Origin of the sequence: Shewanella sp. TB7-MNA-CIBAN-0143, assembly GCF_040310065.1 — a bacterium.
Lineage (GTDB): Bacteria > Pseudomonadota > Gammaproteobacteria > Enterobacterales > Shewanellaceae > Shewanella.
In genome coordinates this window covers 25,577-41,041 of sequence record NZ_JBEOPL010000027.1, presented here as the reverse complement: position 1 = coordinate 41,041, position 15,465 = coordinate 25,577, and the positions used below count along the sequence as shown (strand labels likewise).

11 protein-coding genes are annotated in these 15,465 nt (G+C 41.7%); all 11 read left to right on the top strand.

Going from position 1 to position 15,465, the window contains the following annotated elements; genetic code table 11:
- Positions 1 to 33 precede the first annotated feature (33 nt).
- Positions 34 to 969, top strand: a complete 936-nt coding sequence (locus AAEY97_RS18675) for a DUF58 domain-containing protein (protein ID WP_192116329.1) — start codon at positions 34 to 36, stop codon at positions 967 to 969.
- Positions 970 to 1,518: a DUF4381 domain-containing protein gene (locus tag AAEY97_RS18670; RefSeq protein ID WP_192116328.1), complete on the top strand. Its 549-nt coding sequence runs from the start codon at positions 970 to 972 to the stop codon at positions 1,516 to 1,518.
- Positions 1,512 to 2,531, top strand: a complete 1,020-nt coding sequence (locus AAEY97_RS18665) for a vWA domain-containing protein (RefSeq protein ID WP_101086589.1) — start codon at positions 1,512 to 1,514, stop codon at positions 2,529 to 2,531. Before AAEY97_RS18670 ends, AAEY97_RS18665 begins: the two co-directional genes overlap by 7 nt.
- A complete protein-coding gene (locus tag AAEY97_RS18660) occupies positions 2,531 to 4,636 on the top strand; it encodes a VWA domain-containing protein (RefSeq protein WP_351000711.1) in 2,106 nt (701 codons plus the stop codon). The genes AAEY97_RS18665 and AAEY97_RS18660 overlap by 1 nt, the downstream gene beginning before the upstream one ends.
- Positions 4,630 to 6,264: a BatD family protein gene (locus tag AAEY97_RS18655; protein WP_351000708.1), complete on the top strand. Its 1,635-nt coding sequence runs from the start codon at positions 4,630 to 4,632 to the stop codon at positions 6,262 to 6,264. Before AAEY97_RS18660 ends, AAEY97_RS18655 begins: the two co-directional genes overlap by 7 nt.
- A gap of 101 nt (positions 6,265 to 6,365) precedes the next feature.
- Complete coding sequence (locus AAEY97_RS18650) at positions 6,366 to 6,929, top strand: sigma-70 family RNA polymerase sigma factor (RefSeq protein ID WP_011638133.1); 564 nt, start codon at positions 6,366 to 6,368, stop codon at positions 6,927 to 6,929.
- Entirely contained in the window at positions 6,922 to 7,629 is a 708-nt protein-coding gene (locus AAEY97_RS18645) for a DUF3379 domain-containing protein (RefSeq protein WP_192116326.1), read from the top strand. The genes AAEY97_RS18650 and AAEY97_RS18645 overlap by 8 nt, the downstream gene beginning before the upstream one ends.
- A gap of 134 nt (positions 7,630 to 7,763) precedes the next feature.
- Complete coding sequence (putP, locus tag AAEY97_RS18640) at positions 7,764 to 9,224, top strand: sodium/proline symporter PutP (RefSeq protein WP_192116325.1); 1,461 nt, start codon at positions 7,764 to 7,766, stop codon at positions 9,222 to 9,224.
- A 406-nt stretch (positions 9,225 to 9,630) separates the two neighbouring features.
- Positions 9,631 to 10,914: an OmpP1/FadL family transporter gene (locus tag AAEY97_RS18635; protein ID WP_101086584.1), complete on the top strand. Its 1,284-nt coding sequence runs from the start codon at positions 9,631 to 9,633 to the stop codon at positions 10,912 to 10,914.
- 200 nt (positions 10,915 to 11,114) lie between these two features.
- Complete coding sequence (locus AAEY97_RS18630) at positions 11,115 to 12,176, top strand: efflux RND transporter periplasmic adaptor subunit (RefSeq protein WP_351000703.1); 1,062 nt, start codon at positions 11,115 to 11,117, stop codon at positions 12,174 to 12,176.
- Positions 12,177 to 12,181: 5 nt separating this feature from the next.
- A complete protein-coding gene (locus AAEY97_RS18625) occupies positions 12,182 to 15,442 on the top strand; it encodes an efflux RND transporter permease subunit (RefSeq protein ID WP_351000700.1) in 3,261 nt (1,086 codons plus the stop codon).
- Positions 15,443 to 15,465: the final 23 nt, after the last annotated feature.

Below are 15,465 nucleotides of genomic sequence, written 5' to 3'. Positions count from 1 at the left end.
GCACGAGCACCTATTATTAAGCATGATTAGATTATGATGAACCCAACTAATTCATTACCACTTTACAGTGATGGTGTGAGCTTAAATGAGCAAGAGCTTATTGCTTGTCAAAGCTTATCCCGCGCCATACCCGATCGCCAATCGCGGGCGAAAGCGGCATTGTCTGGTCACCGAAGCAGCCAAATAAAAGGCCGCGGTATGGAGTTTGCTGAAGTACGTCATTACCAAAATGGAGATGACGTTCGTACTATAGACTGGCGAGTCACTGCACGAACAGGTGTTGCGCATACTAAGTTGTTTGTTGAAGAACGCGAACGCCCTATCCTGCTATTGATAGACTTGAGCCACAGCTTATACTTTGGCTCCCAGCTACTATTACAATCGGTACAAGTGGCTCATTTAGCCACAACGTTAGGTTGGAATGCCATTAACCATGGCGATAGACTCGGGGCATTAATTGCCAGTGAAAGTAATCACTTAGAGCTAAAGCCACGTAGTCGCCGTCAAGGTATTTTACAGTTAACCTCAGGGTTAATTGATGTCCATCAACAGCAATTAAACCAAATAAATCAATTATCACCCGATCCCGGCCATATGTTTAAAGCCTGCCAACGGCTACAGCGCATTGCTAAGCCTGGGTCACTTATTTGGATTATTACTGACGGCCAACATATCAACCAGCAATGTTTAGCGCCTTTAACAGAGTTGTCGCGTCACTGTGATATTGGTGCCTTTGTGGTAACCGATCCATTAAGACAGGGAACCTTAGCGTTACCCAAACAATTTTCTTTACCCGTACGAGATGGCCAACAACAACTGACCCTAACACGTCAAAGTTATGAAGCCTGGTTAAGAACTCAGCAACAGCAGTTACAGCAATTCGTCTCATTAATGAATATGATAAAAGTACAACCTAAATTCATCGATGCCGCTAAACCGCTCAGTGCACAATTGGATATTTTACGTTAAATGACCACTGCTAACTTACCAACACAGCCATTGCCGATTGACGCCAAAGCCTCCGCTTTAGCGCAAATGCAAGATATTGTATTACCAGAGCCAATTAGTGCAGTGCCTATCGCACCTGGATATTGGATAATTGCAGCAATATTAATAACCTTAGCAATCTGGTTAGTTAAGCGTTTATATAAACAACATCAATATCATGCACCACGAAAAATAGCGCTGACGTTACTAGATAGCTATGATATTGAAGATGATACCTTTGCAGCACAGGTTAACAGCTTACTCAAACGCACCGCACTTACCTATTTACCGCGTGAACACCTCGCTAAACTCAACGGTCAGCCTTGGTTTGATTGGTTAGATACTCGCCTCGCCTCTGGCCAGCAACATAAAATTGGTCAACTATTAGTTAAGCGACATCAAGCAAGTGGTTTAGATCAAACCGAAAAAGCCCAATTAAAATCTTTAGCAAAAACCTGGCTAAGCAATAAACGTCCTTTTAGTGATACAACGTTATCATCCAACAATTCACATCTGGAGGCCAAATGCTAGCATTTTACTGGCCATGGTTATTAATCTTACTGCCGCTTCCGTTGTTGATAAAACGCATCAACATACATAATGTCGGCGGACATTTACAGCTACCCGGCATCGCTACAACGGTTACAGTGTCCAGCTCAGTAAACCGAAAAAGCAGCAGAAAACGTTACTGGCTAATGTGGATATTGTTGTTGTTAGCAATAGCTCGACCACAGTGGCTTGGCGATCCCATAGAATTACCGGCAAAAGGCCGTGATTTAATGATTGCGGTGGATTTATCCGGCAGTATGCAAATTGAAGACATGGTAATAAATGGACAAACTGTTAACAGGTTTACCCTAATACAACATGTACTTAGTGACTTTATCGAACGACGTAAAGGTGACAGACTCGGACTTATTTTATTTGCTGATCATGCTTATTTACAAGCTCCACTCACCTTAGACCGCCGCTCTGTTGCTACATTTTTAGATGATGCGCAGATAGGTTTAGTCGGCAAGCAAACCGCTATCGGTGAAGCCATTGCCCTTGCGGTTAAGCGCTTTGATAAAGTTGACGAAAGTAATCGAGTGCTCATTCTGTTAACGGATGGTTCTAATAATGCAGGTAATATTGAACCAGAAGTCGCCGCACAAATTGCGGCTAAACGTAACATCACTATTTATACTATCGGGGTTGGCGCAGAAATATTAGAACGCCGAACTATTTTTGGTAAAGAGCGCATTAATCCATCAATGGACTTAGACGAAGGCCAACTCAAAAAATTAGCTGCCATGACTAAGGGGCGTTATTTTAGAGCCCGAAACAGTGAAGAGTTAGCCAGCATTTATCAAGAAATAGACAAGTTAGAACCGGTGAGTCGTGATCAATTGAGTTATCGTCCCAAAAGTGAGTTATTTTATTGGCCGTTATTAATGTCATTACTGATTAGTTTTTTAATCAGTTTGCAGCAACAATGGCCAGCTCAGTTATTGGCTAAAACCAACCAGACTAAAACTAACCAAACCAAAGAGGCGAATCAATAATGATCCATTTCATTCGCCCTGAATGGCTATTAGGGTTCATCCCGATATTAATATTAAGTGCATTATTTTGGCGTAAACATAGCCAGCAATCAGCATGGAAACAATATATCGCCCCACATTTAAGTCAGTTGCTTATCAGCCAAACGGTTGAGAAAAGTCATCAGCCCAAATGGCTATTAATTGCCAGTTGGATCATCGCCGTTATTGCGCTTTCAGGGCCGGCATTAAACAAACAAAATCTGCCAGTATTTGCAACCGAACAAGGTCGAGTGCTCATTATGGATATGTCTCAGTCCATGTATGCCACCGACTTAAGTCCAAATCGCTTGTCCTACGCTAAATTTAGAGCGACCGACTTATTAAATGAATTAAAAGAAGGCGAAACAGGGTTGATTGCCTATGCTGGTGATGCTTATACCATTAGCCCGTTAACCCGCGACCGTGACACTATTTTAAACTTACTGCCAACATTATCACCCGATATTATGCCCACTAAAGGATCTAACTTAACAGCGGCGTTATCTCTAGCAGAAAAACTATTGGCTCAAGGTGGTCATGTCAGTGGCGATATTATTGTCATGACCGATGGCATTTCTGCACAACAATTTAATCAAACAAGCAGCGCACTTAACAGCCGTTATCGTTTATCGATCATGGCTTTTGGCAGTAAACAAGGTGCACCCATTCGTTTAGCTGATGGTCAATTATTGCGTGATAATAGTAATGAAATCGTCGTAGCTAAAACCGATTACGGTCTATTACAGAAACTTGTCCAACAACACCAAGGGATCCTTGTGCCAGCTCAAACAGATGGTAGCGATATCTCCACCCTCACCCACTGGCTGGCAACTGATGGCAAGGTAACCGAAACGGATCTTGCTGGCGAAACTTGGCAAGATCTGGGTCCATATTTAGCTATGTTATTAATCATCCCGATGTTAATGAGTTTTAGGCAAGGATTATTAACCCTCATGCTTAGCCCTAGCTTGCTATTCGCTACGGCAATGACATTTAGTCTAGCCAACAGTCAACCAGCACAAGCCTCTGTGTGGCAGGACTTATGGAAAACTAAAGACCAACAAGCACAGTCTGCATTTGAACAAGGTGAATTTACCCAAGCAGCGGAAACATTCGAAAACCAACAATGGCAAGCCTCTGCGCAATACAAAGCCGGTAATTACCAACAAGCGCTAGAAGGCTATGAACAAGACAGCAGCGCCCAAGGTTTATATAACCAAGGTAATGCCCTAATGCAGCTTAAAGATTATCAAGAGGCCATTAAGCGTTATCAACAAGCTATTGCGGCTCAATCACCGTTTACTGAAGCAAAACAGAATTTGACCTTAGCCCAGCAATTGCTTGAACAACAAAAAGAGTCATCCGATCAGCAATCTGATAAATCAGAGCAAGATCCATCTAACTCAAATGATGACAACTCTACATCAGAGCAATCTTCTGATAACAATGAATCTCAACAAGCAGATTCCGACGAATCACAGTCTGGTGAACAGAAAAACCAACAAGGTCAACAAGACCAATCTGGCCAACAAAACCAACAACATAACGCTGAAAACCAATCTGACAATAAAAATGATCGTTCATCTGATAATAATAAACCGCAATCACAAAGTGATCAGCCATCAGATCGCGATGAACAACAAGATGATAAACAATCCGAATCGTCACAAAACGAAGCACAACAGCAAAATGGTCAGCAACAAAATGGTTCGGATCAACAATCATCAACCTCTGAAGATAACAACACTTCACAGCAAGATGATTCAACGCAAGATTCTCCCGCTAGTAACGAATCTAGCATGCAGGCCAGTACGACTAAAAATGGAGACCAACAAGATGATGGCAACCAAAAAATGGGGACTGCACAGTCTTCAACAGAACCAAGTGCAGAAGACATAAAAGATGGCAAACCATCAGAAATGATCTCGGCTTCACAAATTAATCAAGATGATTTGCCTGCAGATATGCAACGTGCCCTTCGCGCCATAAACGAAGATCCACAAGTGTTAATCCGCAATAAAATGCAGCTTGAATATCTAAAACGTCGTCAAAATAGTCAACCGCCTAAGGAAAATGAACAGTGGTAATCAGAACTTTTTTTAGCCTATTGCTATTCATCATTGCTGCACCGGTATTTGCACTTAGCCAAGTACAAGCAACCATAGACCGAAATCCAATTGTTACCGGTGAGTATTTCGTACTCGATATTATTGCCGATGATGATCTAAATGCGGGGGTATTAGATACCTCAGTATTGCTCGATGACTTTATTGTTGGAAGAACTAGCGTTGGCCGCAGCACTAAAATGGTTAACTTTGACACCACCAAAGAAACTCGCTGGCAGGTATTATTGTCACCTAAGTCAGTGGGCAATGTCACCATACCGGCGTTTAACATCAAAGGAATTAGCTCAAACCCAATTACCTTAAAAGTTATTCCACAAGGTTCAACTGCCGACGAAGTACAAAACGTATTTATTAACATCAACACTAGTGCCTCAGAAGCTTATGTCGGCCAATTAATCACTTATAAAGTAAAACTATACCTTGCAGTAGAATTACAACGAGGAGTATTAAGTGCTCCCGTTATTGAAGGCGCGCAAATCAAGCAAATAGGTGAAGACAAAGATGGCAGTGAGATCATTGATGGCCGTCGCTTTAGAGTAATTGAACGCACTTACGGTATTATTGCCGATCTGCCAGGGGAGTTAGTTATCAACGGCGCCAGTTTCTCAGGCGATGTACTTGTTGAAGCCCCTAGACGCGGAGGTATGTTTGGCTTTAATGAAAGTCGGCCAATGCAAACAGAAGCGGAAAGAGAAGTCATTCAAATTAATCCAACACCGCCAAGCTACCAAGGAAAATGGTTAGTCAGCGATATTGCGGTATTAAAAGAGACGTGGCCAGACGATATCAGCGAATTTGAAGTTGGCAGCCCAATTACCCGCACAATTAGTTTAATTGCATCTAATACCGATGACACTAGTTTACCCGACATCGATATTCCACTGGCCGACGGCTTAAAATCCTATCCAGAAAAACCGTTAAGACAAAATTTTGTCCGCGATAATCAAGTGGTATCACAGTACAGTATCACGACTGCTATTGTGCCAACAAAACCAGGCAATTACACTCTACCAGAGATAAATGTACCTTGGTGGAACCCACATCTTAAAAAGCAACAATTTGCCACATTGCCAGCCCGTACGATTAACGTGATAGGCAGCACAACGGCTACGACAGATATTCCACCAGCGGATAGTTTTAGCGCAGTTCAAGCCAGCGGATATTGGCCGTTACTGAGTGCTGTTCTGGCGGTATTATGGCTCATCACTTTAGTATTATGGCGTAAAGCAGCATCGGTAAACCGCACGTTGCCACAATTTAATCAAGACAATAAAAACCTCAAAATACCTAGAAAAACAGCAACGACTGGACTCAATGCAATTATTCATGCATGCGACCGTAACGACAGCAGTGCGGCGATTATTGCGGTACAAGCCTACTTTAGCGAACGTTTAGGTAAATTGATGACTTTGACTCAAATCAGCGGTTTATCAGAACAATTAGCATTAGCAATGAATAAGCTACAAGCAGACAAATACAGCAATAAACCACAAGCGATTGATAAAAAATCGTTAATGGATGCCATTTTGGCTTATCAACAACCCCCTCTCGCCAATAAAAAATCAATAATAGCAGAGCTAAATCCATAACATTAAAAAGCTAAATAGTAGCTAGATGCTGCTATTTAGCTTGCTATTAATCCTCCTCCTTTTTAAGCTGTTACATATTATTAACTCAAAAAAGTTAAAAAATGTTTGATTCATTGCGAAAGAAAAAGTCCGAACCTGCGGTCTTATCTGAGATGCTAACAAAACAACGACGATACGATAGCCTTGTCAGGGCTCTTCACACCGACATATTTCGCTACGCCTTTTGGTTGTGTGGTGATAAACATGTTGCTGAAGATATTACTCAAGAAACGTTCTTAAGGGCGTGGCGTTCTTTGGACTCATTAAATGACGAAAAAGCGGCTAAAGCCTGGCTAATTACCATTTTAAGACGGGAAAATGCCAGACGTTTTGAGCGTAAACAATTTGACTACAGCGACGTAGAACAAGATTTACTTGAAGATGTACTATCGACAAGTCATGAAGAAGATACCGAGCAGTATTGGTTACGTCGTCAAATAGGTAAACTCGATATCGAATATCGAGAGCCGTTGTTATTGCAGCTGATTGGCGGGTTTAGTGGTGAAGAGATTGCCACCATGCTAGAACTCAATCGAAATACGGTAATGACCCGTTTATTTAGAGCCAGAAACCAGTTAAAAGACGCTCTCGAAGCACCAGAGGTAAGAGGTCAATCAAATGGATGATCTACAGTTTCGTCGCCATGCATACGGTGACCCCAATAATCAAGCCGACGATTTTTTAGCTCATTTAGCTGAAAATGAAGACGATGCTAAATTTGTCAAAGATCTACAAGCATTTGATCATAGACTCACTCAAGCACTCAATATTAGTGTGCCTGATGGGCTTGCTGATAAGTTAATTTTACGACAGCAATTGAGTCAGCATCAAAAAAACAAAAAACAGACCCGTTACTTAATGGCAATGGCTGCTTCAGTTGCCTTTATTGTGGGAGTTAGCTTTAGTTTATTACGCTTCACGCCAGTAAACTTAGGGGAAAACTCGTTGGCTCATGTTCATCATGAAACCAAAGCATTAGTGATGGAACAGGATATTGGTTTTAATGACGTAAACTTTAAACTAGCCAGTTTAGAAGGATTAAGTGATTCGAAATTTATCCAACAACCAGGCCGTGTTTTTTACACCTCTTATTGCGACTTCCAAGGTGTTAAATCATTGCATTTAGTGATGGCTGACGAGAACGGAAACAAAGTCACTTTGTTTATTGTGCCCGTCGAAAGCCGTATTGTCTTAGAAGAAGCATTTGCAGATAATCAATACAAAGGCCAAAGCTTTCAAACAGCCGACGCCTACATGGTGTTAGTGGGCGAGCCCGCTTCTGACCTTGAGTTTGTCAAAAAAGAAGTTGCAAACACCTTTATTTAATTTATAAATTAATGATTTAAAATCCGCTACTTCATTGGAATAGCGGATTTTTTTTCATCTTAAAAAATCAAAGTGTGAACTAGATCAAACTTCTGCTAGCATGTCGACCATAAAAATAATCACCTGGAAGCAATATGGAAATTCAAACACCAATCATCATTACCTTTATCGGATATCTTGCCTTAATGATGGGTATCGGTTACTGGGCTTATCGTAAAACAGACACTGTTGATGATTACATTCTCGGTGGTCGCAAAATGGGGCCCGCAGTAACAGCGTTAAGTGTTGGCGCATCAGATATGTCTGGTTGGTTGTTATTAGGCTTACCTGGCGCGGTGTATTTAAGTGGTTTAGGTGAAGCCTGGATTGGATTTGGGTTAGTGTTTGGTGCGTGGCTTAATTGGTTATTTGTTGCAAAACGACTGCGAATTTATACCCAAGTTGCCAATAATTCTTTGACGTTACCCGATTTTTTTGAAAACCGTTTTAATGACTCTCATGGACTATTGAAATTGGTTTCGGCATTAACGATCCTGATCTTTTTCACTTTCTATGCTTCTTCAGGCATGGTGGGCGGTGCGATATTATTTGAAAAAGTATTCGGCCTCGATTATAACCTCGCCTTACTGATCGGTTCATTCATCATTGTGTCTTATACTTTCGTAGGTGGATTTTTTGCCGTCAGCTGGACTGACCTCTTTCAAGGCTGCTTAATGTTAATTGCATTATTAATTGTACCCATTGCAATTTTCAGCCAACCCGATACTCAAGCAAGTTTTGAACAAATCGATCCTGCTATGTTGTCGTTTATTAACGAAAACACCACCGTCATTGGACTCGTGTCGCTATTAGCGTGGGGATTAGGTTATTTCGGCCAACCGCATATTTTGTCTCGTTTTATGGCTATCGGCAGTCCAAAAGATTTAGTGTTATCTCGTCGTATCGCCATGAGCTGGATGTTAGTGTCGTTAGTTGGTGCCTTAGCAACGGGTATTGCCGGTAGTCTTTATTTTGCTGCAGAGCCACTTGAGAACTCAGAAACAGTATTTATTCATTTAGCCCATGCCGCTTTTAATCCATGGATTGGCGGCTTGCTGATTGCCGCTATTTTGTCTGCCATTATGAGTACTATTGACTCACAATTACTGGTTTGCTCTAGTGTCATCACAGAAGACTTTTACCTTAAATGGTTACGTCCACAAGCCAGCAGTAAAGAGTTAATGTTAGTAGGCCGTATTGGCGTTATTGCCATTGCATTAGTAGCCGGCGTTGTTGCACTTAATCCTGAAAGCAGCGTATTAGGACTCGTCAGTTACGCATGGGCTGGGTTTGGAGCTGCATTTGGTCCCGTGGTGTTATTATCACTCTTTTGGCAAGGTTATAGCCGTAATGGTGCGATATCAACCATTCTAGTGGGTGCTCTTACCGTTGTCGTGTGGAAACAACTGACTGGCGGTATTTTTGAGTTGTATGAAATCGTCCCTGGATTTATTTTCGCAATGTTAGTGGGGGTAATCGTCAGTAAAATGTCACCACCAACACCGAAAACTATCGCCGACTTTGCCGATTTTCGAGAATCTTTAAAAACACAATAAACTCCAATAAAAGGCTGTATTAGTCATTTTAATAGCTCAACCGCTGTAATTGCAGAGGTTGAGCTACTAATCTTATAATCGAGTGTCAATACCAACGAATGACCTAACAAGCTTCGATAAATCTCATCTGATTAGTCTCTAAAATCCACTATGAATAAACTTTAACTTAAACTAACTGCACAGTAATGGTTATCTAAAACTGCTGATAAATTTACATATACTGCCATGCTATCAAACACCTACTTCACCATTAAAAACCAGAATTAACTTAATATTAACAACAACTAACATCTGGTCGGAGTTGTTACATTAGTCACACTTACCTAATATGCCTAAAATTTTGGCCGTCAAATGCTTGAAGTGAATGAACTTTGTGCAAAACGGTAATAATAAATGGGACATAATAATGAATAAATTCCACAAGACCCTCATTGCTACCGCGGTAGGCTTACTCAGTGCACAAGCATCCGCTGCCGGTTTTCAGTTAAACAGCCAATCTGCTACTGGTATTGGTCGTGCAATGGCGGGTGATGCCGTTATTGCTGACAATGCATCGGTTCTATCTCGTAATCCTGCAGCCATGGCTCTTTTTGATGAAACAGCGCTATCTTTAGGTGTTGTTTATGCAGACATTGATGTATCAGTATCTGATGCACAAGGCAGTTTTGCCGGACAAGACGTTGCTTTTGGTAGTGAGCATAATGCTGCAGAAGCAAAAGTTATCCCCAATTTTTATTACATCAATCCAATTAATGACAAAATGGCGTTTGGCGTTGCGGTATTCAGTAACTACGGCACTGGCACCGATTTAGGTGACTTGGCAAACAGAACCCCTACCATTAGCGGCAATGCAGTACCACTGCCACCTCCAGTAGACTTACTCGGTAATACAGAAGTGGTTACTATTAACTTCAACACCAGTATGTCTTATCGCATTAATGATGAGTTCAGTTTTGGTTTTGGTGTTGATGCCGTTTACGGCAGCGGAACCTTAACTCGTACTAGCGAAAACCCACAGATTGGCAGTCTAGTCGATGTCGATGCAGATGGTTGGGCATTAGGTGGGATTGTTGGTGTTGTGTATGAAGTTAATCCAGATAATCGCTTTGGTTTAAGTTATCGTATTAGCCCAAAACTTACCGCCAAAGGTGATGTAAATTATCTTTACACTGAATACAATGAAATTGATATTCCTATCGCTGATATTGCTCAGTTTGCCGGTTTCCACCAGCTAACGGATAAATTTGCCGTGCATTACACTGCACAGTGGACTAATTGGAGTGCATTCGACAAAATCGTGGTTAAAGATGGTGCCAATGGTGTCGACCAAGCAGATTTAAAAGAATACCACTGGAAAGATTCGTGGTTCTTAAGCCTAGGCGCGACTTATAACCTCACTCAAGACTGGACTTTACGCGCAGGTGTCGCAACCGATCAGGGCGTAGTTAATCAGCATTCATCATTATCAATACCTGATTCTGATCGTACTTGGTACACCGCGGGTGTGAGTTACGATTTAAATGCAAAATCAAGCGTTGATTTAGGTATCGCTTTTGTACGCGGAGAAGATGTTACTGTACTAGAAAATAGTAACCTTCTTGCTCAAGTGCCTGGCTACAACAGTGAGATTTCAGCACAAACGCGTTCAAATGCGGTTTACTACTCAGTACAATATAACTACAGTTTTTAATTAGCAGTATTTACCCTTTTTTAGTCCGCTCACCACGGGCTAAAAGTTTCCAACCAAGCCGCCTTTTATTGTTAATTGGCGGTTTTTTTATGCCATTTATATCATAGGGTTCTAATCTATACGATTTTACAATATATCGGTTGCTTAACGGTGCAAAGTCCATTAGAATTTTCTTATAGACTTCACATTAGGCTATCACTATGTCTCGCTTATCTAATAATTTATTCCTCGGCACAATTCTCGCAACAACGGTACTAGCCACAATAGTATCCTATACAGTGCAAGCCTCTGATGTTGCTACATTAAAGCTAGAGTATTCAGAACAATATCAACCCCGTATTTATGATGCAAAAATTGAAGCAATTAAAGCGGCAACGATTTCTGCACAAACCTCTGGGCGGATTATTAATATTCATTTTGATGTGAATGATCTCGTCCCACAAGGCGCTGCATTATTAGAAATCACCAATAAAGAGCAAGGCGCAGGATACGCGGGGGCAGAAGCGGATCTCGCTAAAGCAGAAGCGCTAAACAGTGAGGCCCAAGCACAATATCTTCGTTATAAAACATTGTTTCCCAAGGGCGCCATATCAAAAGGTGCCATGGATGAAGCCACTGCAAAAGCAAAATCCAGCAAACAAGCAGTCAGTGCTGCTCAAGCACAGTTAATAAAGGCCAAAGAGAGTTTAAATTACACTGTCGTGAGTGCGCCTTTTAGTGGCCGAATGACCCATCGATTTATCGAACAAGGTGAAACCATATCTTACGGCCAAGCGTTGTTCTCTGGCTACGATACTCAACACCTTAGAGCTGTATTTCAAATTCCCCAGCAAGACGTTGCTCAGGTGCAACAACAGGAGCAAGTGAGTGTTCAATTGTTCAACGGCGATGAAATCATTTCAAATGATGTTAACGTCTATCAATTTGCCGATCCGTTAACTCATCAGCATCAAGTCAGAGTCAATATTGATGCCAGTAACATGCAAGACGTCATTGTAGGCCAGTGGATTAAGGTAGTCGTTAACTTCCCTAGTCGAACGAGTTTAATGATCCCATTATCGGCCATACATCAAGTCAGTGACTTAACGTCGGTGTATCGTAAACATTCAGACAAGATTGTGCTTAACCAAGTGCGTATCGGCCGAATAGACCATCAGAATAATACTGCTGAAGTATTATCAGGGTTAATGGAAGGCGATGAAATTGTTATCGATGCTGGACGATATTTAATTATGTCCTCAGCAGCGAAAGGTCAGGAGTAAACCTGATGACAACACCTAATGAATCGATAAAACTTGGCCTTTCAGGCTCAATAGCAAAAGCATTTCAACACAGTGCCATTACCCCATTACTGGCTATTCTAGGTTTATTACTCGGCCTTTTTGCTGTGATTATTACCCCCAAAGAAGAAGAACCTCAAATTGATGTGACTTTTGCTGATGTGTTTATCCCCTACCCTGGAGCCACACCGACGGAGGTTGAAAATCAGGTCACCTTACCTGCAGAACGGATAATTTCTCAAATAAAAGGCATTGATACCCTGTACTCATTTTCCCAGCCCGATGGCGCGCTCATTATCGCTATTTTTGACGTCGGCGTTCCACGAGATGAAGCTGTGGTTAATTTGTACAATCAACTGTATTCAAACAGCGATAAGTTTAACCATGCGGCAGGCATTGGTGAGCCGTTAATCAAACCTAGAGGTATTGACGACGTACCTATAGTAGGGTTGACGCTCTGGTCTCAAGATCCAAACATCACTGCAGAGCAGCTTACCTTGGTCGCATCGGGCCTAGAAACAGAACTAAAACGGATACCGGGTACTCGAGAGATTTATAGCCAAGGTGGCCACGAGATGGTGTTAAATGTGCGTATAGATCCTGTCAAGATGAACAGTTTCGGCGTAACGTTCAACGATATTAGTGCTACATTACAAGACAATAACCAACTGTCTACAGTCGGCTCTATGACACAGTTTAATCAAGAAATAAAACTGCAAGCGGGGCAGTTTTTACGCACGCCAGATGATGTTAATAATCTGCTGATTAAAGTTAATCAACCCGAGTCTATAACGGAGAAAAGTCCATTTCCTCGTGCAGTTTATTTATCTGATGTCGCCGATGTGAGCCTTAAAAGTGATATTCCTAAACAACATGTTTGGCACGTAACAGATAAGGGGACTTACCCGGCTATAACCATCGCGATTGGTAAACAGGCGGGGCAAAATGCCGTCGACATTGCAGATGCCGTATTAGCTAAAATCGATGCTGTCGATAACGTATTAATTCCCAATAATGTCAATGTCGCTATCTCTCGCAACTACGGTAAAACCGCTGGAGATAAATCTAATACGCTTATTTTCAAATTGATTTTTGCCACATCTGCGGTAGTACTACTGGTATTTTTCACCATGGGACTTCGTGAGTCTGCCGTCGTTGGTGTAGCCATTATCATTACTCTCGCCATAACCTTATTTGCATCTTGGGCATGGGGATTCACTCTAAACCGAATTTCATTGTTCGCACTTATATTCTCCATTGGTATCTTGGTCGATGATGCCATCGTGGTGGTAGAGAATATTCATCGGCATATGGCAATGAGTGATAAACCCATAAGCGAGCTCATCCCTCATGCCGTTGATGAAGTCGGTGGGCCAACGATATTAGCTACCTTCACCGTTATCGCCGCCCTATTGCCAATGGCGTTCGTATCTGGACTAATGGGTCCATACATGAGCCCAATTCCGATTAATGCCAGTATGGGAATGATTATTTCGCTATTAATCGCGTTTATTATGACCCCATGGTTAAGCCGCATATTGTTAAAACCTCACAAAAAGATACATAGTTCAGACAATAAAGCGCCTGACACAGGTATCCCAGTAGAAGAAGACAATCGATTAACCCGTCTATTTACGCGAATAATGAGTCCTTTTTTACTCGGCGAACATGCGCCAAAAGCGCGAAAAGGCTTGGCTTTAGGGATCGTATTATTGATTGCCTTCGCTATCGCCTTACCTGTAATGCAAGCTGTAGTACTAAAAATGCTGCCTTTTGATAATAAGTCTGAGTTTCAGGTAATGGTTGATATGCCTGAAGGCACCCCTGTGGAACAAACTCAAAGAGTATTACAAGATCTCAGTCAATATCTCAGCAGTGTGGAAGAAGTTGAGCATTTACAGTTGTACGCGGGCACCCATGCACCTATGAATTTTAATGGCTTAGTACGACATTATTTTTTACGCAGCAGCCAAGAACTCGGTGAAATTCAGGTCAATCTAGTGGATAAAAAACATCGAGACCGCGACAGTCATACCATTGCATCATCTGTACGCGAGCCGTTGCAAAAAATTGGTCTACGTTATCAAGCCAATATCAAAATTGTTGAGGTACCACCAGGGCCACCGGTTTGGTCGCCTATAGTTGCTGAGGTTTATGCGCCTAACACCGAATTACGTGAACAAGCAGCCAATGACTTATTGCAACGTTTCAGAGATACCGAATACGTTGTTGATATGGATATATATTTGCCAGCGCAACAACAAAAGTGGCAAGTGATCATTGATCGAAATAAAGCCAGCTTAATGGGTGTTTCTTACGCCAGTATTGTGGATACGATCAGCACTGCTGTTGATGGTAAGGACGTCAGTTACTTGCATCAAGCACAGTTAGCTCATCCCACGCCGATTAGATTACAGCTTGATGAAGCCGCTAAAGTAGATCTAAAGCAAGTCTTGTTATTACGCCTACCGACTCAATCAGGTGAAACAGTACCGCTAACTGAATTAGTTAAGGTGCAACAACAAGTGATTAATGCACCCATTATCCATAAAAATATGGTGCCTATGATAATGGTTATTGCCGATATGGCAGGGCCAACGGGTAGCCCACTTTATGGCATGTTCGATATGGTCAGCCAGATTAATCAGCAAAATGAACAAGGTGACACTAGTTATCCAATTCAACAAAATTTGGTTAATCAACCTGATGGATTAACCGACGTGTCGATTCTATGGGATGGTGAATGGAAAATAACATATGAAACCTTCCGCGATATGGGCATTGCTTATGCCGTTGGTATGATTGCTATTTACTTACTTGTTGTGGGTCAATTTAAATCTTATATCGTGCCGTTAATCATCATGGCGCCCATTCCATTAACCATCATAGGTGTTATGCCTGGGCACGCTTTATTAGGCGCTCAATTCACGGCTCCTTCTATGATAGGCATGATAGCGCTAGCAGGCATTATTGTCCGAAACTCAATTTTGCTGGTTGATTTCATTAATCAACAAACTGCCGCAGGCGTTCCGTTAGAACAAGCGGTTATCCACTCTGGCGCGGTAAGGGCAAAGCCCATTATGTTGACAGCATTAGCAGCAATAATTGGGGCATTATTTATTATTGATGACCCTATTTTTAACGGTTTAGCCATTAGTTTAATATTTGGGATTTTTATCTCAACTATTTTAACCTTGGTGGTGATTCCAGTGTTGTATTTTTCAGTAATGAAACATAAGCATGTGTAACAAAATTATATTATTCACTGGGC

Coding starts and splice junctions, on each gene's coding strand:
- AAEY97_RS18630 (WP_351000703.1), top strand. CDS start 11,115: ATGTCTCGCTTATCTAATAATTTATTCCTCGGCACAATTCTCGCAACA.
- AAEY97_RS18675 (WP_192116329.1), top strand. CDS start 34: ATGATGAACCCAACTAATTCATTACCACTTTACAGTGATGGTGTGAGC.
- AAEY97_RS18660 (WP_351000711.1), top strand. CDS start 2,531: ATGATCCATTTCATTCGCCCTGAATGGCTATTAGGGTTCATCCCGATA.
- AAEY97_RS18670 (WP_192116328.1), top strand. CDS start 970: ATGACCACTGCTAACTTACCAACACAGCCATTGCCGATTGACGCCAAA.
- AAEY97_RS18650 (WP_011638133.1), top strand. CDS start 6,366: ATGTTTGATTCATTGCGAAAGAAAAAGTCCGAACCTGCGGTCTTATCT.
- AAEY97_RS18665 (WP_101086589.1), top strand. CDS start 1,512: ATGCTAGCATTTTACTGGCCATGGTTATTAATCTTACTGCCGCTTCCG.
- AAEY97_RS18635 (WP_101086584.1), top strand. CDS start 9,631: ATGAATAAATTCCACAAGACCCTCATTGCTACCGCGGTAGGCTTACTC.
- AAEY97_RS18625 (WP_351000700.1), top strand. CDS start 12,182: ATGACAACACCTAATGAATCGATAAAACTTGGCCTTTCAGGCTCAATA.
- putP (WP_192116325.1), top strand. CDS start 7,764: ATGGAAATTCAAACACCAATCATCATTACCTTTATCGGATATCTTGCC.
- AAEY97_RS18645 (WP_192116326.1), top strand. CDS start 6,922: ATGGATGATCTACAGTTTCGTCGCCATGCATACGGTGACCCCAATAAT.